The sequence below is a fragment of the Caballeronia mineralivorans PML1(12) genome (genome assembly GCF_001028175.1).
In the GTDB taxonomy this organism is placed as follows: Bacteria; Pseudomonadota; Gammaproteobacteria; order Burkholderiales; family Burkholderiaceae; genus Caballeronia; species Caballeronia mineralivorans.
In genome coordinates, this window is record NZ_AEJF01000229.1 from 62280 (window position 1) to 86157 (window position 23878).

Here is a 23878-nt window from a genome sequence, read left to right on the forward strand (position 1 = left end):
TTCTCATGCGAAGACGCCCGCAACTCGACAGCAGCGCTTACAGACTCTTCAATGCAGCCTGCGCACGCGCGATCAATGCCGACGTCGACGAATCGTGCTTGGCGGGATCAGCCTTCTCGCTGGTGATATCGGCTTCAACCACCTTGCCGAGAATCTTGCCCAGCTCCACGCCCCACTGATCGAACGAGTTGATGTCCCACACTGCGCCTTGCACCAGCACCTTGTGCTCGTAGAGCGCGATAACTGCGCCGAGCGTCTCCGGCGTGAGGGCATCGAGAATGATCGTGGTCGTCGGGCGATTGCCGGGGAAGCTCAGGTGCGTCGCGAGTTCTTCCTTGCCCGGTCCCGCAACCTTCTTCGCTTCTTCCAGCGTGCGTCCGAGCATCAGCGCTTCGCTTTGCGCGAAGCAATTGGCGAGCAGCTTGGCGTGATGATCGATAAGCGGATGCTCCGGCGTCAACACCGCGATGAAGTCGATCGGAATCAGCGTCGGACCTTGATGCAGCATCTGATAAAACGCGTGCTGGCCGTTCGTGCCGGGCTCACCCCAGATCACGGCGGCGGTCGGGTAGTCGACCATGGTGCCATCGAGCCGCGCCGACTTGCCGTTGCTCTCCATCTCCAACTGCTGAAGATACGAAGACAGGTAACGCATGGCTTGCGAGTACGGCGCGACCATCACGCTTTGCGACTCGAAGAAGTCGCGATACCAGATGCCGATCATGCCCATCAGCACGGGCAGGTTGCGTTCGAACGGCGCGGTGCGGAAATGCTCGTCCATTGCATGCGCGCCGGCCAGCAGCTTTTCGAAATTCTCCGGGCCGACCGAGATCACGATCGACAAGCCGACGGTAGACCATAGCGAGTAACGGCCGCCGACCCAGTCCCACATCTCGAAGACGTTTTCCTTCGCGATACCGAACTTGACCACTTCCTCAGGATTCGCCGATACCCCCACGAAGTGCTTCGACAGCGCTTCTTCAGGGCAACCGCTTTTCAAGAACCACTCGCGCATGGAGCGCGCATTTGTCATGGTTTCGAGCGTGGTGAACGTCTTCGATACCACGATAGCCAGCGTCTCCTCGGCATTCAGGCCCTTGAGCACGTTGTAGATATCGGCGCCATCGACGTTGGAGACGAAATGCGTGTCCAGACCCGGCAATGCGAGGTGCTGCAATGCATGCACGACCATCTTCGGCCCGAGATCCGAGCCGCCAATACCAATGTTCACCACATGCCGGATCCGCTTGCCCGTATAACCGGTCCACGAGCCGTCGCGCACCTTGTTCGCGAACGCGGCCATCTTGGCTTTTTCAGCGCGGATTTCTTTCTGGAACGGGGAGTGGTCGTCGGTTGCGCGCAGGGCCGTGTGCAGCACCGCGCGATGCTCCGTGACGTTGACGATATCGCCGGCAAACACGGCGTCGCGCTTTTCCGCGACCTTTGCTTGCTGCGCGAGTTCGACGAGCAGCTTGAGCGTGGCTTCGGTGATGCGGTTCTTCGAGAAATCGATGGAAATGCCGCCGCCGTCAAAAGTCAGGCGCTCGGCGCGGGAAGGCGTTGTGTCGTTTTGCGGCGCGAACCAGTCGCGCAGGCGCTCGTCACGGATGGCATCGTAATGCGTCTGGAGCGCCGGCCAGGCAGGGAGCGAATTGAGCGTCATAACGGTCCGTTTGTCAGAGGGTGGCGGGGAAATGCGAATCGCACATCGAATCGCACATCATCACGCGGGGTCTGATTATGTTCCATCCCGACCCGCTTACGCGCGAGTCAACAAGTATAGCCACGATGGATGAAAGAATGCTTGCATGGCGGCAAAGGCATGCTGCCCGGGGTTCCGTGCGCCACGAATGAATGTCTCGCGCGGCCTGGTCACGCCGCGTAGAACAGCCGGTTGAGCAAACTGCGCACCTTCGGCGCCAACTCGCCCGCGGTCAGTCCCGCCGGTCCCTGGCCCTCTTGAGTCAGCACCTCCGCAGCCAGCCCATGCAGATAAACGCCTGCAAGCGCGGCTTCATAAGGGGGCAGCCGCTGCGCCAGAAACGCGCCGATCAAGCCGCCGAGCACGTCGCCCGTCCCGCCCGTCGCGAGCGCTGCGTTGCCGGTGGGGTTCACCGAAACACGGCCATCCGGCGACGCCACGATCGTGCCCGTGCCTTTCAACACAGTCACCGCGCTGTAACGCGCCGCCAACTGCCGCGCCGCCGAAATGCGGTCCACCTGCACCTTTTTAACATCGGAGCCGAGCAGCCGTGCCGCTTCCAGCGGGTGAGGCGTCAACACGCACGGATCGCCGCGAGCACCCCGTTCAGCCACCCCGGCTGCCAGCTTTTCATCCGATGAAATCAGGTTCAGCGCGTCGGCATCGAAGAGCTTGGGGACATGGAGTGCGAGGACATCGGCGAGAACCTTCTTGGCGCGCTCGCTCTGGCCCATGCCGCAGCCCACTGCGAGCGCGTCCATTTTGTCGAGGGAAAGCTGGTCCACGTGGTGGAGCATCAGTTCGGGATGCGGTGGGTCGTAAGGCGGCGAATCGGTGCCGATGAACGCCACGTTCACCTTGCCCGCGCCCCCGTACAACGCCATGCGTGCCGCCAGAATCGGTGCGCCGCACATGCCGGTGTCGCCGCCGAGCACGGCTAGCGTGCCGAACGTGCCCTTGTTGGTCGCGTAATCGCGAGGTGGTAAATGCGTGCCGAACAACGACGGCGCGTTGAGCACGATGGACGGTTCGACCGGCGGCTTGACGCCCAGATCGGCGATATAAAGCTTGCCCGTCAGGTCGCGGCCATCGCCGGTGAAATGACCCGGCTTCGCGCCGATAAACGTCATGGTGTGTGTGGCGCGCACGGCTTGCGGACGGCCGTCGGCGCTGCGGCTGACCGGTTCGCCTGTATCGCTCGACAAGCCGCTCGCGATATCCAGCGCAAGCACGCCGCCGCTCGCTTTCGAGCGCCGCGACAGGCGCGCGGCAAGATCCGCGAATACGCCTTCCAGCGGCCGTCCGAGACCAATGCCGAACATGCCGTCGACGAGCCAGCCGAAGTTATCGAAGAAAGGGGGCGGTTCGGTCGTGATTTTCACGCCGGCTTTTTTGGCTTCGGCCAGCGCCCAGCGGGCGTCGTCGGGTTTGACTTCCACCGGCAGGCAGACTTCCACGTCGATACCCGTTTGCTCCAGGCGCGCCGCCATCACAAGCGCATCGCCGCCATTGTTGCCGGGGCCGGCTACGATCCAGACGGGAAGCCCGGCGAGATGCGGAGCGTGCCTGTCCGTATCGACGACGAATTGCGCCGCCGCAGCCCCGGCGCGTGCCATTAGCGTATTCGCGGGCAGGGCGGCCGCCGCGCGGTGTTCGAGCGAGCGGAGTTCATCGAGTGTGAGGAGTGCCAGCGCGTGATCGCGTGGCTCAACATACAGCGGGGGAGTATTTGAGGTAGCGTCGGTCATGGCGGCAGCGGAGGAGAAGTGCGTGAGCTCACCGCAATTATCACGCCCAAATGCCCGCAAGCGTCGAACGCCGTGGATTTGTAAAGCGCCTTGCTTCCGCTAAGGACGCTTACGACCCCAACATCGTGCCCGATGCCCGTCAAACCCTCCTAGAACCGGTCCATCCGCAACGCGCTCAGCGTTTCCATGGGTACGTCGGGCATGGTCCCGGAGACCATCGCCGCGATCACTTTAGCGGCCCCGCAAGCGATGCCCCAGCCCGCCGGACCATGCGCCGCGTTGACAAACAGACGGGCGTGCGCGCTCGGACTCACCACGGGCAAACCATCGGGCGAGATCAGCCGGATGCCGTCCCACGCCCGCGCCGCCGATACCTTCGCCGCTCCCGGAATCCAGTCGTGTGTCGCCTGGCCGAGCAGCGCCAAGGCGCGGCGCGTCATGCTTTCGGTCATCGGCTTGTGCGCCTTGGCCACGCTTTCCAGTACCGCGCCGCCCGTCACGCGCATGCGCTGGTTGATCCGCGTCATCGTGATGCGTTTCACCGAATCGACGACCGTGATGTGCGGCGCGCGTTCCTCGTAAGCAATCGGCGCGGTCAGCGTGTGCAGGCGCAGCGGATGCAAGGGCAACGCGATTCCCAGAGTGGCCAGCAAGGCTGGCGTGCCGGTACCGGCCGCCACCACGATGGCATCGGCGCCGATCAGTTCCACATCGCGGGACTTGCGGCCCCGGCCGTCGACTTCACCCGCGCGCGGTCCGAGTTCCACGGCGGCGCGCTGGGCATCGGCGCGGATGGCCGTTACTTCGCGGCCAAGCTGAAACTGCACGCCGCTGTCTTCCAGCACCTGTTTCAGCAACTTGGTGAACAACGGGCAATTGGCGGTGCGGGCATCGCCGAGCAAGACCCCGCCGGCGAGCGGCGGATCGTCGGGAATGGACGGCTCGGCGGCCACGCATTCGTCGGGTGTCAGCATCTTGTGTGGCGTCTCGAAGCGCTGCAGCAACGCAATGGCCGACTGCGCCAGTTCGAGATCGCGTTCATCGCGGAATACGTGCAGCACGCCGGTGCGTTGTTCGTAATCGAGCGCGTATTTCGTGTCGATATCTGCGATGACATCGCGCGATATCTCCACCAGCGGCCGCAACGCCGCGTATTGCTCCGTGAAACGCTCGGGATCCTTGAGCAGCGCAAGTTGCTTCGCAAACTCGCGGGTATCGGAATTGAAGCCGGGTTTGAACACGACGCCGGTTTTTGCTGCGCGGCGCGTCTGCATGAAGGTTGGTCCGAACCACACATCGAGCGGCGAGGGCAGCACGGAGCCGCCATGACCGTAGGTCGCGCCCTGCGCAACAGTGGCATGGCGCTCGACCACGCAGACGCGGTGCCCGTTTGCACGCAATTGATACGCGGTGGCGATGCCGGCGATTCCGCCGCCGATGACGATGACATCCATGATTCGTTCTCGCCCGAAGGCGCAAGACCAGACTGGTTCACGAGCCGGCGCCCGAACATGACCGGGCGCCCGGGATTCGCCGGGATTCTCGTGAGAGAAGCGAGCCGGCGTTTAACGACGACTACGCCGGTCGAGGAAAGCGCGCCATGATAGCGCCAAACGCGCGCCGCCGGGACGGCGAGAGGCCCGCCGCAGGCCAGCCGAAGCCCCATCCGGCAGCGGAAAACCCAGGCGTGGCAAGGCTTCTGAAGCGCATCGCAGCACCTTCGCAAAAACATTACAGCGGCATTTGAGAGATCGGGGCATCCCCTTCGGGGCGTTTCACGGCTTGGCTGCGGGTCCGTTTTCGAGACACTTCCGGGTTATAATCCGGGTCTTCTCACCGCCAAATGCGGCACTGCCGCAAGCGGCTCCGACGTCGCTCGTCTTGACGTCTGCCTCGGCGTCTCAGACGTCATTTAAGCACCGTGACAATGGCCCACTTCTCGTGTTTCCCCGGCGCTTCGGCCCTCTCCGATTTCCGTCAAACCCGCCTGCTCGAAACATTGACGCGCATCGACCCGAATATTGTCGGCGTGCGCGGCCAGTATCTGCATTTCGTGAACTCGATCGAACCGCTCTCCGATGAAGACAGCAACCGCATCCATGCGCTGATGCACTACGGCACGCCGTTTGAGGCAATAGCCGAACGCGGCGCGCACGAAACCTTCATGGTTGTGCCGCGTTTCGGCACCGTGTCGCCGTGGGCGAGTAAGGCCACCGATATTGCACATCACTGCGGCCTCACGCAGGTCCGCCGGATCGAGCGCGGTATCGAATATACGGTTTTGCTGAAGGGCGGATTGCTCGGAACCGGTATTGGCGGCAAGAAGGCGCTGAACGAGCAAGAGCGCACGGCGGTTGCCGCCGCACTGCATGACCGGATGACCGAAAGCGTGGCGCCGTCGCGGGACCACGCGCTGCATCTCTTCGACGAACTGCCGGCCCAGCCGTTGCAAGCTGTCGATATCCTCGGCCACGGCCGCGGCGCGCTGGAAACGGCGAACGCCGAACTGGGTCTGGCGCTCGCGGATGACGAAATCGACTATCTCGTTGATTCGTTCAAGCAGTTGCAGCGCAACCCAACCGACGTCGAACTGATGATGTTCGCGCAGGCCAACAGCGAACATTGCCGCCACAAGATTTTCAACGGGCAGTGGACCATCGACGGCGAGCCGCAGGACATTTCGCTCTTCAACATGATCCGCAACACCGAGAAGCTGAATCACGCCGGCACAATCGTCGCGTATTCGGATAACTCGGCGATCATGGAAGGCGGCACGGCCGAGCGCTGGTTCCCGCGTGGTTCCAACGAGCATTACGGCCGTCACACCGAATTGACGCACACGTTGATGAAGGTCGAGACGCATAACCACCCGACCGCCATTTCGCCGTTTGCGGGCGCCGCGACGGGCTCGGGCGGCGAAATTCGCGACGAAGGCGCAACCGGTCGCGGCGCGCGTCCGAAAGCGGGTTTAGCGGGGTTCACGGTATCGAACCTGGACTTGCCCGATGCACGCCAGCCGTGGGAAAACGCCCGCGACAGCGCCGTGCCGGTGCCGCAGCGTAATCCCTCCGATGCCCACGAGCCGTATGGACGGCCGGAGCGTATTGCATCGCCGTTGCAGATCATGATCGATGGTCCTATCGGCGCGGCTGCGTTTAATAACGAATTTGGCCGACCCAATCTGGGTGGCTATTTCCGCGCTTATGAGCAGAACGCCGCCGGACGCGTGCGGGGTTATCACAAGCCGATCATGATCGCGGGCGGGATCGGCAACATCTCGGATCAGCACACGCACAAGATGGATTTGCCTGCGGGGTCGTTGCTGATCCAGATCGGCGGTCCGGGCATGCGCATCGGTATGGGTGGCGGTGCGGCGAGTTCAATGGCCACCGGCGCGAACACCGCACAACTCGACTTCGATTCCGTCCAGCGCGGTAACCCGGAAATCCAGCGTCGCGCGCAGGAAGTGATCAACGCGTGCTGGCAGTTGGGCGCCGAGAACCCGATTCTGAGCATCCACGACGTGGGCGCGGGCGGGTTGTCGAATGCGTTCCCTGAACTGGTCGATGGGGCGGACAAGGGCGCGCGTTTCGAACTGCGTCGTGTTCAGCTTGAAGAATCCGGTTTGTCGCCGCGTGAAATCTGGTCGAACGAAGCGCAGGAGCGCTACGTTCTGGCGATTGCGCCGGAAAGCCTCCCGGCCTTCGAAGCCATCTGCACGCGTGAACGCTGCCCGGTAGCCGTGGTGGGTGTTGCGACGGAAGAACGCCAGTTGCAGTTGATCGACGACTTGAAGAGCACGGACGAAAAGCTCGAACCCGTCGATATGCCCATGGAGGTCCTGCTCGGCAAGACGCCAAAGATGCATCGCGATGTGAAGCGCGAGGTCTTGAAGTTCGAACCCGTCGATGTGACCGGCATGGTGTTGTCGGAGATCGCGGTCAGCGTGCTCAAGCACCCGACGGTTGCGAGCAAATCGTTCTTGATCACGATTGGTGATCGGTCGGTGGGCGGCACGACTGCGCGTGATCAGATGGTCGGTCCGTGGCAAGTGCCCGTCGCCGATTGCGCGATTACCACGATGGACTACGCTGGCTTCCGCGGCGAAGCGATGACCATTGCCGAGCGCACGCCGTTGGCTGTTATCGATGCACCGGCGTCCGGCCGCATGGCCGTGGGTGAAGCGGTGACGAACATTGCGGCGGCGCCTATCGAATCGTTGAACAAGCTGAAGCTGTCCGCTAACTGGATGGCTGCATGTGGCAGTCCCGGCGAAGACGCAGCGCTGTTTGACACTGTGAAGGCCATCGGCATGGAATTGTGCCCGGCGCTCGGAATCAGTATTCCTGTCGGCAAGGATTCGCTGTCGATGCGCACCAAGTGGCAGGACGCCACGGGCGCGGCGAAGGAAGTGGTGTCGCCGGTATCGCTGATCATCTCGGCGTTCGCGCCGGTTGAAGATGTACGCCGCCAGCTCACGCCGCAGTTGCAGCGTGGCACGGATACTGTGCTGATCTCCATCGATCTGGGTCGCGGCAAGAACCGTCTCGGCGGCAGCATTCTGGCGCAAGTGACGCAGCAAATCGGCGATACGGTTCCTGACGTCGATGACGCCGAGGACCTGAAGCGTTTCTTCAACGCGATCCAGTCGCTCAACGCCTCAGGCAAATTGCTCGCGTACCACGACCGATCCGATGGCGGCCTCTGGGCGACCGTCTGCGAAATGGCGTTCGCGGGGCACGTGGGTGTGTCGCTGAATGTGGACATGCTGATACTCGATCCCAACCACGAATCGGATTACGGCGATGCCAAGGACTGGGCGAAGCAGACTAGCGGACGTCGTGAGGACCGGACGATTCGCGCGTTGTTCGCCGAGGAGTTGGGCGGCGTGATCCAGGTGCCTCTGGCCGATCGCGATGCTGTGCTGGCGGTGTTGCGCGAACACGGGCTGTCGGCGTGTTCCGAAGTGATTGGCAAGCCGAACGAGCGTGATGCCATCGAAATTTATCGCGACGCGAAGAAGATCTTCGACGCGCCGCGCCATGAATTGCAGCGTGCGTGGAGCGAAGTGAGCTGGCGCATCGCACGTCTACGCGATAACCCCGCCTGCGCCGATGCCGAATACGACGCGTTGCTCGACCCCGCAGATCCGGGCATTTCGCCGGTTCTGACTTTCGATCCGGCGCAGGATGTGTCGGCTCCATTCGTTGGCAAAGGCGCGCGTCCGCGTGTCGCGATCTTGCGCGAGCAGGGCGTCAATTCGCATCTGGAAACGGCTTACGCGTTCGACCGGTCGGGCTTCGATACGCACGACGTTCACATGAGCGACTTGCTGGAAGGCCGCGTCACGTTGGCGGACTTCGCGGGCGCGGTGGCGTGCGGTGGTTTCTCCTACGGCGACGTGCTCGGCGCAGGCGAGGGCTGGGCGAAGACCATCCGCTTCAATCCGCGGCTTGCTGACATGTTCGCCGAGTTCTTTGGCCGTGCGGATACCTTTGCGCTGGGTATTTGCAACGGTTGCCAGATGATGAGCAGCCTCGCTTCGATGATTCCCGGCGCCGATGCATGGCCGAAGTTCACGCGCAACAAATCGGAGCAATTCGAGGCGCGCTTTTCATCGGTTGAAGTACAAAGCTCCCCGTCGATATTCTTCGCCGGGATGGATGGCTCGCGAATTCCGGTCGCGGTTGCACACGGTGAAGGCTTTGCGGATTTCTCGCAGCAAGGCGATTCGGCGAACGCTCTAGTCGCCATGCGTTTCGTCGATAACCAAGGCGCTGCTACCGAGCGTTATCCGTTTAATCCGAACGGCTCGCCGCAGGGGATTACGTCGGTGACAACGCCTGATGGACGCTTTACGGTGCTGATGCCGCATATGGAGCGTGTGCACAGGAACGTGCAGATGAGCTGGACGCCGGATGAATGGACAGAGGACGGGAGCCCGTGGTTGCGTGTGTTCCAGAACGCGCGGCGCTGGGTGGGATAAAGAAGGAACGGGTGCCCTTGGCTAAACCAAACAAGGGCGCCAACTACGGAACTGAAAGCGCAATGAAAAAGCCCCGCTGGCGCAAACCGGCGGGGCTTTTTCACATCGGCGAAAAGCCGACAATTACTTGATAACAGCCTTTTTCTGCAAACCTTCTTCAAAAGCCTGCAGCTTTTCCTGCTGAATCTGCTTCGCAATCTGATCCTTGACTTGCTCAAGCGGAGGCGGCGCAACATCGCGAATATCGTCCAACCGAATGATGTGCCAGCCGAACTGCGTCTTCACCGGCGTATCCGTCATCTCACCCTTCTTCAGCTTCTCGGCAGCCGCACCAAACTCCGGCACATAAGCCTGCGGGCTCGACCAGTCCAGATCACCGCCATTCTTGCCCGATCCCGGATCCTTCGAATACTGCTTCGCCAGATCTTCAAAGCTCGCGCCAGCCTTGATCTTCGCAATCAAGTCCTTAGCCTGGGCTTCATCGGCTACCAGGATATGGTGCAGGTGATATTCCTTGCCACCACCGGCTTGTTTCACCATATCGTCGTAACGCGCCTTGATTTCAGCATCGGTCGGCGCATTGGTCTTCACGAAATCTTCAATCAATGCCCGCAATACCACCGTCTGCTGAGCCACGGCAATCTGCGCCTTCACGTCAGGACGCGTCGCAATACCGCGTCGCATCGCTTCCTGCATCAGGATCTCGCGATTCACCAGCTCTTGACGCACGGCCGCCTGCAATTGCGGCGTGTCCTGCTGACCCTGCTGAACGAGCTGCGCAACGAGAGCATCCACACGGGACTTAGGAATCGGCGTGCCGTTCACCACGGCAATGTTCTGAGCAAACACAGGCGCCGCCGCGAACGCGGCCAGCAGCACCCAGATACGGGGATTTTTAAAAATCATCAATAGTTCCTGATCAGAACGAGGGCTGGGAATCTTGGCTGAAAGCACAACTGAGCTGAGGGACGGTTACTCGGTCACTCGAACTGTTCTGCGAATTCTTCGGGTGTAAAAGCCTTGATGGCAAGTGCATGAATTCCCTGCCGCAGCTCGTCGGCCAGCGCATCATACACCAGCCGGTGCCGCGCCACGCGTGGCTTCCCGGCGAATCGGACCGCCACAATAGTGACCGTATAGTGGCTGCCCGCCGAGGCTCCGGCATGGCCGGCGTGCGCCGCGCTGTCGTCGTCGATATGAACCGACTCGGCATCCAGCGCCGCGTTAAGCCGCGCTTCAAGATAGGCAATCTTGCCTTCAGCCGACGCGTTGACGAAGTTCTCGATAAAGCCGGGATTGCTCATTTCCCTTCATCCTCTTTCATGTACTTCGCGAGCCACAAACTCTGCGCGACGATAAACACCACCAAACACCCGGTCGCGCCGAACAGCTTGAAGTTCACCCATTGATCCGTGGTGTAGTTGAAGGCGACGAACAGGTTGACCACGCCGAGGATGGCGAAGAACAAGGCCCACGCGAGATTCAACTGACCCCACACGCGATGCGGCAATACGATCTGCTTACCCATCATCGCTTCAATGAGGTTCTTCCCGAAACCGACCTGCGACACGATCAGCGCGCCGGCGAAAAGCCAGTAAAGCGCGGTAGGTTTCCACTTGATGAACGTGTCGTTATGCAGCACGAGCGTGGCGCCGCCGAACACGACCACGACACCGAGGCTGACCCACAGCATAGGGTCAACTTTGCGATGCCGGAACGCGACCCACGCAATCTGCACGAGCGTGGCGACAATCGCGACAGCAGTCGCGGTGTAGATGCCCCAGATCTTGAATGCGACGAAGAAGAGGAGGATCGGAAACAGATCGAACAGAAATTTCATGTCGTAGGGACGAGGAGGGCATCGATTTGAAAGCGCGCACGCATCGCGCGTAACCGAATCACAACCGCAGGTCATGACCGGCACGCGACGACGCCTGGCGAGTGGATAACCGCAGGTCAGGCCGCATTTATCTGAAAGCGCGCGGCGAGTTGACTTGCCGCGGCAATGCCGACTGACTGGCTCACTCGCCTGACGCTTACTTGGGTTCGAATTGTAGCGCAGCCGAGTTGATGCAGTAGCGCAGGCCGGTCGGCGCGGGACCGTCTTCGAAGACGTGGCCCAGATGCGCGCCGCAGTTTTTGCATTGCACCTCGATACGCAGCATGCCGTGCGCGTGGTCGGTCTTTTCCTTGATCACTTCGCCGTTGATCGGCTTGAAGTAGCTCGGCCAGCCGCAGCCGGCATCGAATTTCGTATCCGATTCGAACAACGGCGTGCCGCAGCACACGCAGTCATACACGCCACGTTCCGTGTGGTCCCAGTATTCGCCGGTGAACGGCCGCTCGGTGGCGGCGTGGCGCGTCACCTGGTACTGGATATCGGTCAATTCCTTGCGGTAGGCGGCGTCGTCCTTCTGCAGCGGAGCAACGGGGTCCTTCGTAAGGTCGTCTCGGTTCATGGTTCTATCTCCAGAGCTTGAGTTGCGCCTAACAAGGCGGCTCAATTATTTGGGGGCTGTTTCAGGAAGAGCAACTGACTTCCAGGTCGCTCGCCCAGTCGGGCGGCAGGCCGGCATACGCTTCAAATTCAGGTTGTTCGTCAAAGGGACGGCGCAGTACGCGCGCCAGTCGCTCGACCTCGGAAAAATCCTTTTCCTTCGCCAGCCGGATGGCGTTTTCGGCCAGATGATTGCGTAAGACATACTTTGGATTCACGGCGTTCATCGCACTTGCACGCGCTTCGTCGCTCTGTGTTTCCTCCGACAAACGCAGCCGGTAGTCGTTCGCCCAGACATCGAAAGCGGCCCGATCGAGGAACAGATCGCGTACCGGCGCGTCGCCGGAAGCATCCGCCTTGCGCATTTTGGCAAGATTGCGGAACGTCAGCGTGAAATCGGCGCGATTCGCGTTCATCACTTCGAACAGGCGGTTGACGAGTTTGTCGTCGCCTTCGCGGATCTCGGCCAGACCGAGTTTCGCGCGCATCCGGCGCTCGAGCGCGGGCGCGAAACGGTCCTTGAACCCTTCCAGCACCCGCTGCGCGTCTTCGATGACCTGTTCGTTGCGATTGTCGCCGTCGTATTGCGGGCCGAACAGCGGCACCAGCGCCTGCGCGAGGCAAAACAGATTCCAGTAGCCAATCTGCGGCTGCATTTTATAAGCGTACCGGCCCTGCGAGTCCGAGTGATTGCAGATGTGATTCGCGTTGAATCCATCGATAAACCCAAACGGGCCGTAATCGATCGTCAGCCCGAGAATCGACATATTGTCCGTGTTCATCACACCATGGCAAAAACCAACGGCTTGCCAGTCCGCCATCAGGTCGGCGGTGCGTTGGGTGACTTCGTTGAGGAGCGCGAGATAAGGATCGCCGGGATCGTCGGCTACGCGGCAGTGCGGGTAGAACCGGTCGATCACGTGATCGGCGAGCTTTCGCAGTTCGTCCACGCGGTCGTTCGCGTAGAAGTGCTCGAAATGCCCAAAGCGCACGAAACTCGGCGCGACCCGCGTCACAACGGCCGCCGTTTCCATGGTTTCGCGCCTGACCGGCTGGTCCGATCCGATCACGCACAACGCCCGCGTGGTCGGAATGCCAAGATGGTGCATGGCCTCGGAGCACAAATATTCGCGTATCGATGACCGCAGCACCGCGCGCCCGTCGCCCATGCGCGAATACGGCGTGCGTCCCGCGCCTTTTAGCTGCAGCTCGAGGCGCTTGCCGCCATGCTCGATCTCGCCCAGGCCGATCGCGCGGCCATCGCCGAGTTGACCGGCCCACACGCCGAACTGATGCCCCGAATACACCGACGCATAGGGCAACTTCTCCGCCGGCCATTCGCGCGCGGGATTGCCTGCGAATAACTCGGCAAACGCCGGATCCTGCGCATCCGCGGCGTTGAAGCCGAGTTGCGCGGCGATATCGGCGGAAATGCCTACCAGATAAGGCTCCGGCAACGGTGCGGCGGGCAGGCGGGTGAGGAAGGCGGAACCGAGTGAAACGAACGCATCGGGCCTGTCGGTTTCGATCGACGCGAGCAGCGAATCCACGGGCGCAGGGCTTGCCGGTTCGGCAACTGCTGCGGTGCTGCTTGGGGAAAACGACATATTGAGCACCTCATGATTAACCGATATTGTAAATCCGCGCCCGCGCCGCTGCACAAGCGCGCGCCACGCGGCGTCGGCATTGGGCTCCCGCATTAGATTAAGAATCAACTCAGGAGTCGAAAAAGACATCAATTCAGTCGTAGATCAGGCATTAAATCCCGTGCATCCGGACTTGTGAGGAACTCGCCCATGACGTCGCCGCTTTTCGGCCAGATGATGGATGTACCGCTGCTCGCTTCATCGTTGATATCCCACGCTGCACGCCATTTCGGGGATACCGAAATTGTCTCGCGCCGTATTGAAGGCGATATTCATCGCTATACCTGGCGCGATTGCGAAAAGCGCGCGAAACAACTGGCGCAGGCGTTGACCGGGCTCGATGTCAAACCCGGCGAACGGGTGGGTACATTGGCGTGGAATGGATATCGCCATCTGGAATGCTATTACGGCGTGACCGGCATGGGCGCCGTCTGCCACACGATCAACCCGCGGCTTTTCCCCGATCAGGTTGCGTTCATTGTCAATCACGCTGACGATGAATACATCGTCTTCGACATGACGTTCAGCGCGCTCGTCGACATCATTGCGCCGGAGTGTCCGAACGTGAAGGGCTGGATTGCGCTGGGCGACGAGACCTGCATCAGTACCCATCTCGCTAATATGGCCACGCCCGTGCTCAGCTATGAAACGCTGCTGGCGAAATACGACGGCGACTATACGTGGCCGGTCCTCGACGAACGTTCTGCATCGTTTCTCTGCTACACGTCCGGCACGACCGGTAATCCAAAGGGCGCGCTCTACACCCATCGATCCACTGTGCTGCACGCGTTCGGCGCCTCGCTCCCGGACGCCATGGGCTGTTCCGCCCGCGACGCGATCCTGCCTGTCGTGCCCATGTTCCACGTCAACGCGTGGGGCATTCCACACGCTGCGCCGCTGGTCGGCGCGAAGCTCGTGCTGCCCGGCAACTGTCTCGATGGCAAAGCGCTCTACGAACTGATGGAAGCCGAAGGCGTGACGTATTCGGCAGGTGTGCCAACAGTCTGGCTCGCCTTGCTGAACTACATGAAGCAGGCGGGGGTGCGCTTCACTACGCTCAAGCGCACGGTGATTGGCGGCTCGGCGTGTCCGCCGGCCATGCTGCGCGCATTCGAGGACGACTACGGCGTGGAAGTCATTCACGCTTGGGGCATGACGGAGATGTCGCCGCTCGGCACGCTTGCCAAACTGACCTGGAAACAGCAGCAACGCTCGCCGGAAGAACAACGGCATCTGCGTGAGAAGCAGGGTCACGTGATGTTCGGCGTGGACATGAAAGTAGTCGGCGATGACGGCAGCGAGCTGCCGTGGGACGGCAAGTCGTTCGGCGACCTGCACGTGCGCGGGCCGTGGGTGATTGACCGGTATTTCCGCAAGGACGATTCGCCGCTGATCGACGGCTGGTTTCCGACTGGTGACGTAGCGACTATCGATGCCGATGGTTTCATGCACATCACCGATCGCAGCAAGGACGTGATCAAGTCGGGCGGCGAGTGGATCAGCTCGATCGATCTGGAAAACGTGATGATGTCGCACCCGCAGGTGGCGGAAGCGGCGTGTATCGCGTGTTCGCATCCGAAGTGGACGGAACGGCCGCTGGTGGTGGTCGTGCTGCGACCGGAAGCGACCGTCACGCGTGAGGAATTGCTCGCGTTCTACGACGGCAAGGTGGTGAAATGGTGGAAGCCCGACGACATTGTTTTCGCCGATGAACTCCCGCATACGGCCACCGGCAAGCTGCAAAAGCTCCGGCTTCGCGAGTTATATCGTGAACATGTGCTGCCGACCGTTGCCGAAAAAGTCGTCTGATTTTGATTGAGGAAAGCAATTTGCACATTGCTGGTTCGGATAAACCAGTTGCGAGACGCCCAGCCGGTCATCAACGACGTAGGGATGGCCGCGCTGGCATTATTGGTGGCCGAGTCAGCGCCGCCCCAAAAGGAAACCATTGTTCGGTTAATCGAGAACATGCTTGCACTGCCGCAGCGAGCCTGAGTCGTATAGCGCTCCGTTGATTCATACACATTTCCCTCGATATCCACCCGTTCCCTCCCGGGCTTCTTCCATCTCAAAAATAACGAAATTGAACGAGCGTTCTTTTTGTGTATTCTTGTCAGGCAACTCACAATCACAGCAACAGGATAATCAGCGCTTTCCGGGCATTTCCCGGAAAATCTGGTTAGCGCAGGCATCGAATGGAGGTAGACAAATGGCAGTGGATTACACGACCCGCGACGGCATCGCCGTTATTACGCTGAACAATCCGCCGGTGAACGGCCTTGGATTCTCCACCCGGCTGGGCTTGGTGGATGGCGTCGAGCGCGCGCAGGCGGATGCGTCCGTCAACGCGATCGTGATCATCGGCGCGGGGAAGGCGTTTTCCGGCGGCGCCGATATCACCGAATTCAACACGCCCAAAGCGACGCAGGAACCCACGCTTCACACGGTCATCAAGGTCGTGGAAGGCAGCGCGAAGCCTGTAGTCGCGGCACTCCACAGCGTGGTCATGGGCGGCGGCCTCGAACTGGCGCTGGGCGCGCATTATCGGGTGGCGTCGGCGGGCGCGCAGGTCGCGTTGCCCGAAGTCAAGCTCGGCCTCCTGCCGGGCGGTGGCGGCACGCAGCGCTTGCCGCGCGCGGTCGGCCTGGAAACGGCGCTCAACATGATCGTGTCGGGTGCGCCGGTGTTGTCAGAGCAACTGGCGGGCACGCCGTTGTTCGATCACATGGCAGAAGGCGATCTGCTCGACGAAGCGATCAGGTTCGCGCAAAAAGTAAGCGCGCAAAGCGGTCCGCATCCGAAGGTTCGCGATCGCAAGATTGAACATCCGAACGCGGAAGGTTTTATCCAGTTCGCGCGCAACATGGTCACGCCGGTGGCGAAGAACTTTCCGGCGCCGCTCAAATGTATCGATGCAGTGGAAGCCGGCGTGAAGCTCGGTTTCGATAAAGGCCTGACTGCCGAGCGCGAATGTTTCGTGGCGCTGGTGCAGACGCCGGAAAGCCGCGCGCTGCGGCACGCGTTCTTCGGTGAACGTGCGGCGAGCAAGATTCCGGACGTGCCTTCGACCACCCCGGTGCGCAAGATCGAACGCGTTGGCGTGATTGGCGCGGGGACAATGGGCGGCGGTATCGCGATGAATTTCGTCAACGCCGGCTTGCCGGTCACGCTACTGGAGACGAAGCAGGAAGCGCTCGATCGCGGTCTCGCCACCATCCGCAAGAACTATGAAAGCGCCGTGAAGAAGGGCCGTCTGACGCCGCAGAAGCTTGAAGAGCGGCTTGCGCTGATCACGCCGACGCTTTCCTACGATGCACTAAGCAACGCGGACCTGATCATCGAAGCGGTATTCGAAGAACTCGGCGTGAAAGAGCAAGTGTTCTCGAAGCTCGATCAGGTGGCGAAGAAGGGTGCGATCCTGGCATCGAATACGTCTACGCTCGACGTCGACAAGATCGCCGCGTTCACCAAGCGTCCCGAGGACGTGGTCGGCATGCACTTCTTCAGCCCGGCCAACGTCATGAAACTGCTGGAAGTCGTGCGTGGCGCGAAGACGTCGAAGGACGTGCTCGCGACCGTCATGCAACTCGCCAAGAAGATCAAGAAGACGGCCGTAGTGTCGGGCGTCTGCGATGGTTTTATCGGCAACCGGATGATCGAGCAGTATCTGCGCCAAGCGCTTTTCATGCTTGAAGAAGGCGCGTTGCCGGCGCAAGTGGATCGCGCTATGGAAAAGTTCGGCTTTGCAATGGGACCGTTCCGCATGAGCGACCTGGCGGGTAATGACATCGGCTGGGCGATTCGCAAACGGCGTTATCTGGAGAAGCCGGACCTGAAGTATTCGAAGATCGCGGACCGTTTGTGTGAAACCGGACGCTTCGGACAGAAGACCGGCGCGGGCTGGTACGACTACAAGCCGGGCGATCGGACTGCACAGCCCTCGAAGACTGTGGACGAAATGATCGTTGCGTATTCCAAGGAACGAGGTGTCACGCGCCGCAAGATTTCCGATGACGAGATTGTCGAGCGGCTGGTGTTCGCGCTCGTCAACGAAGGCGCGCTGATCCTGGAGGAAAGGATTGCATCGAAGGCATCGGACATCGACATGGTCTACCTGACCGGCTACGGTTTCCCGCTGCATCGCGGCGGGCCGATGCTGTATGCGGACACGGTCGGCCTGTACAACGTCGAGCGCGCGATGCGCAAGTACGCCGCGCAACCGAACGGCGATGCATGGAAACCCGCGGCGCGCGTGACCGAACTGGCTGCGGCGGGCCGCGGCTTCAACAGCTAGTGACTACCCGGTGAGATCTGCAATGAAAGGCGCTGACGAAGTCCTGCTTGTGATAGATGTCCAGAATGATTTCATGCCTCGCGGCGCGTTGCCGGTCGCTCACGGTGACGAAGTCGTGCCCGTGATCAACCGGCTGGCGAGTGCGTTTTCGCATGTCGTGTTGACCCAGGACTGGCATCCGGCGAAGCATATTTCATTCGCCGAACATCACCCGGGGCGCGCGCCTTTCGACATGGCCACGCTGAGCTACGGTCAGCAAGTCCTGTGGCCGACGCATTGCGTGCAGGACACGGACGGCGCGGCGCTGCATCGCGATCTGCATGTGCCGAACGCACGGCTGGTGATTCGCAAGGGTCATCACGTGGATGTCGATAGTTATTCGGCCTTCATGGAAGCCGATCGCAAGACGCCGACGGGCCTCACGGGGTATCTCCGCGATGTCGGCGCAAAGCGCGTCTATTGCTGCGGGCTGGCGACGGATTATTGCGTCGCGTGGTCCGCACTCGATGCGCGCAGCGCGGGCTTCGAAGCGGTCATTATCGACGACGCCTGTCGCGCGATCGATCTCGACGGCTCGCTTGCGCGGGCGTGGGAGCAGATGACGGCGGCGGGTGTATCGCGGATCGGATCGACGGACTTGCTGCGCTGAACACGGTGGACCGGATGATCCGGATAAACCAACAACACTATTCGTATTCGAAGTGGAGACAAGCATGACTGACGCGGTAATCGTATCGACGGCACGCACGGGCCTCGCCAAATCCTGGCGCGGCGCATTCAACATGACCCACGGCGCGACGCTCGGCGGCCATGCAACGCAGGCGGCTGTGGCGCGAGCGGGCATCGACCCGGCGCGCGTGGAAGATGTGATCATGGGTTGCGCAAATCCGGAAGGCGCGACCGGCATGAACATCGCGCGGCAGATCGCGCTTCGGGCGGGCCTGCCGGTCAGCGTGCCGGGCATGACCGTCAACCGCTTTTGTTCGTCGGGGTTGCAAACCATCGCGCTGGCGGCGCAACGCGTGATCGCCGGCGAAGGCGATGTGTATGTGGCGGGCGGCGTGGAATCCATCTCGTGCGTGCAGAACGAGATGAACCAGCACATGCTGTTCGACGGGTGGTTGAAGGAACACAAACCCGGCATCTACTGGTCGATGTTGCAGACGGCCGAGAACGTCGCTAAACGCTACGAGATCTCGAAAGAGCGGCAGGACGAGTACGGCGTGCAGTCGCAATTGCGCGCGGCGGCGGCTCAGGCTGCGGGCAAGTTCAACGACGAAATCGTGCCGATCACGGTGCTGGCCGGTGTCGCCGATAAAGCCACAGGCCGCATGTTCACGAAGGAAGTCACGCTATCTTCCGATGAAGGCATTCGCGCCGATACAACGCTCGAAGGGGTATCGAAGATTCGCACCGCGATGCCTGGCGGCGTTGTATCGGCGGGCAATGCCAGCCAGTTTTCCGATGGTGCGTCGGCGTGTGTCGTGATGAACGCGTCGCTTGCCGAGAAGGAAGGGCTGAAGCCGCTGGGAATTTTCCGGGGTTTCGCGGTTGCGGGTTGCGAGCCGGATGAAATGGGTATCGGACCGGTGTTCGCGGTGCCCAAGCTGCTGAAGAAAGCGGGCCTGAAAGTCAGCGATATCGACTTGTGGGAACTGAACGAAGCGTTCGCCGTGCAAGTGCTGTATTGCCGCGATACCCTGGGCATTCCCGCCGACCGCCTGAACGTGAACGGCGGTGCGATCGCGGTGGGACATCCGTATGGTGTCTCGGGTGCGCGGCTCACGGGGCATGCGTTGATCGAAGGCAAGCGGCGCGGCGCGAAGTTTGTCGTGGTGACCATGTGCATTGGTGGCGGGCAGGGTGCAGCCGGGTTGTTTGAAGTGGTGTGATTTTGTACGGTCGCCCGGCGTTTTGGATACGCTCGGGCGACCCGTCGCGGCACATCATCACCCCCGGCCTTAAAAGGTTTAGCCAAAGGTCTTCCTCAGCGTCGCCACCGAGATGTGCGGCCATCCCAGGTTCACGAAGGCAGGGGGGGTAGGCGGGACGGTCTGAGCTGGGTTAAGCAGATGAAATATCGGGAAGTCCAGCAGCACCATTTGCGCGTATTGCAGTTGCATAAATGAGTGACCGGTGTTCTCGTTCGTCGCGGTTTCGATCCAGAACGTGGCATAGACGATAGCCGTCTGAGCGTTTTCTTCCGGTTGCGGGTTGCCCCCGACGGTGACGGTCTCTCCGACGAGAAACTGAATATTTTCGATGCCGCCACCGAACTGTGGCAAATCCACAGGCACGGTAGGGCCTCCTGCCCCAATATTGGCCGTGGCTAAGAACGTGACCGGCCTTTGGGTGGCAATGTTGAGGGCAGTTCCTTTAAATGTATAACCTTCATTGACTAGTTTTTGGATATCGTTTTGTAGAAAGACGATAGGGTCGTTCACCAATGCCTGATTTTGCGGCGTGTTCAGTATCGGAGGTTCTGGCGGAACCGTTTCATATGGAGTTCGGGTGTTAAGGTTAAAGATCGCCTGCAAGGGCGGCGGAAGTGGCGTGGGGGCAGGAGGAATGCTGAGATCGTACTGCGGGAACGGTGTCGCCGGCGCCTTTATAGTGAGCTTTTCTGACGATCCGGCTGCGTTGAAAACAACACCCGGTGCATTCGGCGGCACCCCAAAAGGCGTGCTGTTGAAAGATGGAAATTTCGAAAAACTATATTCAGAGCCTGGAATCTTCAGCACCGGGGGGCCAGTGAAAGGCTCGGCAATACCTTCCGCGAGCAGTGAATTCCCGTGTGGAATCGTTCCCATGCGAGCAACGAGTTGCGCGGGACCGGGGATACTCTCGGGTGGAAAAGTGGTGTCCGGTTGCGTGATCCAGATACCCGGTTCAATGTGCAGCGCCCCGTCATGGCCGGCGTCGCTGATCTTCTGCAGATAGGTTAAGCCGAACAGCGGAATGTCGTCTTGTCCAAAGCCGCGATTAGGAATCACTGATCCAATAGGGTCCAAAATCAGGGTTTCGCGAGTATGGTTCAATTGAAGGTAAAGATCCGTTTTATCATGAAAATCCGGACGGGCTATTAGATTGAATCCGTGTCCCTTCCACGTGCCTGCGAGGGCTGCCAGCAGCCCCAAGCCAGCGGTGATGTCACTGGGAGTGAATCGTCCTGATGATATTCTGGGCATGACAAGTATCTCCATATGTCGATTGAAAAATCCCGGCATTTATCCCGAGCGCGACTTAACTCGTGGGTGTTATGCGGGGTGTTACGCGTTAACCTTGCTTGCAAGTACGGTCAGCTTTTTATATGCACGGACCGCTTGCAGCCACTATGCATTCGACCATCAGCGACGGATTATTAATTTATAATAGTGATTCGTTTTATTTTTATGATAAATGTGATTCGATATATATTTGAATAATAATTTTATTATGAATCGCACTGATCAATTTTTCGAATATTCGACTTCCGTTGCTTATTGCTATAAATTACCCCGATCTAAAAATTGATCCACAGGCATTACTACTGATTCGCTTAGCGTTGATGCGCAAACGTTTGCTAAAAATCGTATTTTTATATCGAAAATATTTAAAGTAACTTGCTCCCTTTGCAAGGGAGCATATGTGCGTTTGCGCACATTCAGTGACAGGCTTTTTTAAATTTACAAGTCTTAAAACCAATCGAAAGTTTCCCGTTTTATCGCCTGCAGCCGACGAGACGAGTTGATCTCCTGCCAGACCAACTCGCAGGCTTCATCGCGGCGCTGCCTCGCCTGCTGCTAATTGAGGTCGGATAGTCATCGATCGCGAAGAGATTTCCCTTCCCATCAATCCGAAAACGATATCTGCACAGCTTCGACTCACTGGGTTTAACCTCCAGGTAAAAGCCGTGGGAATCTGTTAATTTAATGGCCGCGCCGTTTGGCATCGCTCGCCGGATGTTGATGCCGGTCAAGGCAGCAAGACAGCATGTAGCGTTCCCGTCGACGGATGTCCGAGCCGAACGATATCCCCTTCAGTAGGCGCTTGTTTCCCGACGCATGGCGACGGGCAACACATGAAGATGAACAGCCGTTTATGCCGATGGCAACGCCAGAAGGGCTTAGCGGAGATTTATTGCACACTAACGAACGAAGGTGAACAGGTTGCTAAGACACATCGTCATGTGGAAGTTGAAGGAAAGCGCCGAGGGCGCCACCCGCGCTGAAAACATCGTCAGGCTCAAAGCCAAACTCGAAAGCTGCCGCAGCATCGTTTCGGGGCAAGGCCACTTCGAAGTCGGCGTTGCACAGCCCGGCTATGAAGCCACGTACGACGTGGTCCTCGTCTCCGATTTCGACAATCAGGAAGCCCTCCAGGCCTATCAGGTCCATCCCAAGCACCTGGCGATCAAGGACTTCGTTGCAGCGGTACGTGAATCGCGCCAATGCATCGATTACGATGTCTGAGGCCATGACCGATTTTTCCACACTCCCCGAAAGCCCGTTCGTCGATTCGCTCGGCGTGCAGCTGGTCACCGCTGAAGATGGCTCAAGCGAAGTCGTGCTGCCATTGACCGGCACGCACATGAATACCTGGGGCATTGCGCACGGCGGCGTGACCATGACCCTCGCCGACGTAGCCCTTGCGATGGCCGCGCGCAGTCTCGCCGATGACGGTATCGGCGTGGTCACTGTCGAAATGAAAGTCAACTTCATGCAGCCCGGCCGCGGCGAACTCCGTGCATTTGCCCGCGTGCTGCACCGCTCTACCACCATGGCGTATTGCGAAGGCGAAATTCGCGACAGCGAAGGCCACTTCGTCGCAAAAGCGCTTGGTACGTTCAAATACATGCGCAAGCTCGCCGTCGGCCGCGATATCGCGCAGCAACGCCTTCGTTCCGATCCGTCCGCAACACCCGGTCCCAGCGACGCCTGACGCCGCTACTGGGGCGCGGCTCGCGCCCCGGCTTATCCCGGGACCGTACAGGAGCATCACGATGTCAGCACACAATTCAATCAATCGCCAGATCCTCCTCGTCTCGCGCCCGCAAGGCGCGGCAAGCGTCGAAAACTTCAAACTCGTCGAAACCTCGCTCGAGCCGCTGGCCGACGGTCAGGTGCGCGTGCGCAATCACTTCCTCTCCCTCGATCCGTACATGCGCGGCCGCATGGACGAGTCGAAGTCATACGCCGCATCGCAGCCGCTCAACGAGGTGATGATCGGCGGGACGGTGGGCGAAGTGGTGGAATCGAAGAATCCGAAATTTGCTGTCGGCGACAAGGTGGTCGGGATCTACGGCTGGCAGGAATTCGGTACATCGGATGGCAAGGGTCTGCGTAAGGTCGACGATACCCATATCCCGCTTTCAGCCTATCTCGGCCCGGTCGGCATGCCCGGCGTGACCGCGTGGCTCGGGCTCAACAAGATCATCGAGCCGAAAGCAGGGGAGACGGTCGTCGTCAGTGCAGCGAGCGGCGCGGTGGGCAGTGTGGTCGGCCAATTGGCGAAAGCGGCAGGCTGCCGCGCGGTGGGCATCGCGGGCGGGGCGGACAAATGCCGCTATGTCACTGAGACGCTCGGCTTCGACGCGTGCGTCGACTATAAAGCCGGCAACCTCTATGAGGACCTCAAGGCGGCGTTGCCTAACGGCGCCGACGGTTATTTCGAAAACGTCGGTGGCGAGATACTGGACGCCGTGTTGTCGCGCATGAACGCGTTCGGCCGCATTGCGTTGTGCGGAATGATTGCCAATTACGACGGTTCGCCGATGCCGCTCAAAAAACCCGGCCTGCTACTCACGCAACGGTTGAAGGTGCAGGGTTTTATCGTCAGCGAATCTCCGGAAGTGTGGCCCGAGGCGCTCAAACAACTCGGCGGCCTCGTTGCGCAAAACAAGCTGCAATATCGCGAGACCATCGCGCAGGGACTGGAAAATGCGCCTGAAGCGTTTCTCGGATTGCTCAAAGGCAAGAACTTCGGCAAGCAGCTCGTCAAGCTGATCTGAACGTTCGGGTTTATAA

General features: G+C 60.2%; 18 protein-coding genes. 8 read left to right on the forward strand and 10 right to left on the reverse strand.

From position 1 onward, the window contains the following. Positions 1 to 37: 37 nt before the first annotated feature. From pgi to EOS_RS37555, 3 genes are all read right to left on the reverse strand, one after another. Positions 38 to 1663 (reverse strand): glucose-6-phosphate isomerase, encoded by a 1626-nt coding sequence (pgi, locus tag EOS_RS37545; RefSeq protein ID WP_047897277.1) that lies wholly within the window; start codon positions 1661 to 1663, stop codon positions 38 to 40. Between the two features lie 209 nt (positions 1664 to 1872). Then, positions 1873 to 3450, reverse strand: coding sequence for an NAD(P)H-hydrate dehydratase (locus tag EOS_RS37550; RefSeq protein ID WP_047897278.1), 1578 nt, complete (start codon positions 3448 to 3450; stop codon positions 1873 to 1875). A 149-nt stretch (positions 3451 to 3599) separates the two neighbouring features. Further along, positions 3600 to 4904 (reverse strand): FAD-dependent oxidoreductase, encoded by a 1305-nt coding sequence (locus tag EOS_RS37555; RefSeq protein WP_047897279.1) that lies wholly within the window; start codon positions 4902 to 4904, stop codon positions 3600 to 3602. Positions 4905 to 5377: 473 nt separating this feature from the next. On the opposite strand from EOS_RS37555, the gene purL reads away from it, so the two are divergent. After that, entirely contained in the window at positions 5378 to 9436 is a 4059-nt protein-coding gene (purL, locus tag EOS_RS37560) for a phosphoribosylformylglycinamidine synthase (protein WP_047897280.1), read from the forward strand. Between the two features lie 123 nt (positions 9437 to 9559). Here purL and EOS_RS37565 read toward each other — a convergent pair whose 3' ends face one another. The 5 genes from EOS_RS37565 to EOS_RS37585 form a co-directional block, all read right to left on the reverse strand. Continuing rightward, on the reverse strand, positions 9560 to 10342 hold the full coding sequence (locus tag EOS_RS37565; protein ID WP_047897281.1) for a peptidylprolyl isomerase: 783 nt from the start codon (positions 10340 to 10342) through the stop codon (positions 9560 to 9562). Positions 10343 to 10416: 74 nt separating this feature from the next. After that, positions 10417 to 10740: a BolA family protein gene (locus tag EOS_RS37570; RefSeq protein ID WP_047897282.1), complete on the reverse strand. Its 324-nt coding sequence runs from the start codon at positions 10738 to 10740 to the stop codon at positions 10417 to 10419. Next, positions 10737 to 11276, reverse strand: coding sequence for a septation protein A (locus EOS_RS37575; protein ID WP_047897283.1), 540 nt, complete (start codon positions 11274 to 11276; stop codon positions 10737 to 10739). Before EOS_RS37575 ends, EOS_RS37570 begins: the two co-directional genes overlap by 4 nt. Before the next feature lie 196 nt (positions 11277 to 11472). Beyond that, entirely contained in the window at positions 11473 to 11895 is a 423-nt protein-coding gene (gene msrB, locus EOS_RS37580; protein ID WP_047897284.1) for a peptide-methionine (R)-S-oxide reductase MsrB, read from the reverse strand. A 61-nt stretch (positions 11896 to 11956) separates the two neighbouring features. Then, complete coding sequence (locus tag EOS_RS37585; protein ID WP_047897314.1) at positions 11957 to 13540, reverse strand: protein adenylyltransferase SelO; 1584 nt, start codon at positions 13538 to 13540, stop codon at positions 11957 to 11959. 189 nt (positions 13541 to 13729) lie between these two features. On the opposite strand from EOS_RS37585, the gene EOS_RS37590 reads away from it, so the two are divergent. From EOS_RS37590 to EOS_RS37605, 4 genes are all read left to right on the forward strand, one after another. Next, positions 13730 to 15388: a 3-(methylthio)propionyl-CoA ligase gene (locus EOS_RS37590; protein WP_047897285.1), complete on the forward strand. Its 1659-nt coding sequence runs from the start codon at positions 13730 to 13732 to the stop codon at positions 15386 to 15388. 400 nt (positions 15389 to 15788) lie between these two features. Continuing rightward, complete coding sequence (locus tag EOS_RS37595) at positions 15789 to 17873, forward strand: 3-hydroxyacyl-CoA dehydrogenase NAD-binding domain-containing protein (protein ID WP_047897286.1); 2085 nt, start codon at positions 15789 to 15791, stop codon at positions 17871 to 17873. 22 nt (positions 17874 to 17895) lie between these two features. Continuing rightward, on the forward strand, positions 17896 to 18522 hold the full coding sequence (gene pncA, locus EOS_RS37600; protein ID WP_047897287.1) for a bifunctional nicotinamidase/pyrazinamidase: 627 nt from the start codon (positions 17896 to 17898) through the stop codon (positions 18520 to 18522). Positions 18523 to 18586: 64 nt separating this feature from the next. After that, positions 18587 to 19765, forward strand: a complete 1179-nt coding sequence (locus EOS_RS37605; protein ID WP_047897288.1) for an acetyl-CoA C-acyltransferase — start codon at positions 18587 to 18589, stop codon at positions 19763 to 19765. A 78-nt stretch (positions 19766 to 19843) separates the two neighbouring features. Here EOS_RS37605 and EOS_RS37610 read toward each other — a convergent pair whose 3' ends face one another. Beyond that, positions 19844 to 21061: a heme-binding protein gene (locus EOS_RS37610; RefSeq protein ID WP_047897289.1), complete on the reverse strand. Its 1218-nt coding sequence runs from the start codon at positions 21059 to 21061 to the stop codon at positions 19844 to 19846. Positions 21062 to 21573: 512 nt separating this feature from the next. Then, on the reverse strand, positions 21574 to 21831 hold the full coding sequence (locus EOS_RS49455; protein WP_407639217.1) for an Arm DNA-binding domain-containing protein: 258 nt from the start codon (positions 21829 to 21831) through the stop codon (positions 21574 to 21576). Positions 21832 to 22021: 190 nt separating this feature from the next. Here EOS_RS49455 and EOS_RS37615 point away from each other — a divergent pair, with 190 nt between their 5' ends. The 3 genes from EOS_RS37615 to EOS_RS37625 all read left to right on the forward strand — a co-directional run bounded on the left by EOS_RS37615 (position 22022) and on the right by EOS_RS37625 (position 23862). Further along, on the forward strand, positions 22022 to 22324 hold the full coding sequence (locus EOS_RS37615) for a Dabb family protein (protein ID WP_047897315.1): 303 nt from the start codon (positions 22022 to 22024) through the stop codon (positions 22322 to 22324). A gap of 4 nt (positions 22325 to 22328) precedes the next feature. Next, positions 22329 to 22793 carry a PaaI family thioesterase gene (locus tag EOS_RS37620; RefSeq protein ID WP_407639218.1) on the forward strand — a complete coding sequence of 155 codons (465 nt, stop codon included), beginning with the start codon at positions 22329 to 22331 and terminating at the stop codon, positions 22791 to 22793. A 61-nt stretch (positions 22794 to 22854) separates the two neighbouring features. After that, positions 22855 to 23862 carry an NADP-dependent oxidoreductase gene (locus tag EOS_RS37625; RefSeq protein WP_047897291.1) on the forward strand — a complete coding sequence of 336 codons (1008 nt, stop codon included), beginning with the start codon at positions 22855 to 22857 and terminating at the stop codon, positions 23860 to 23862. Positions 23863 to 23878 lie beyond the last annotated feature (16 nt).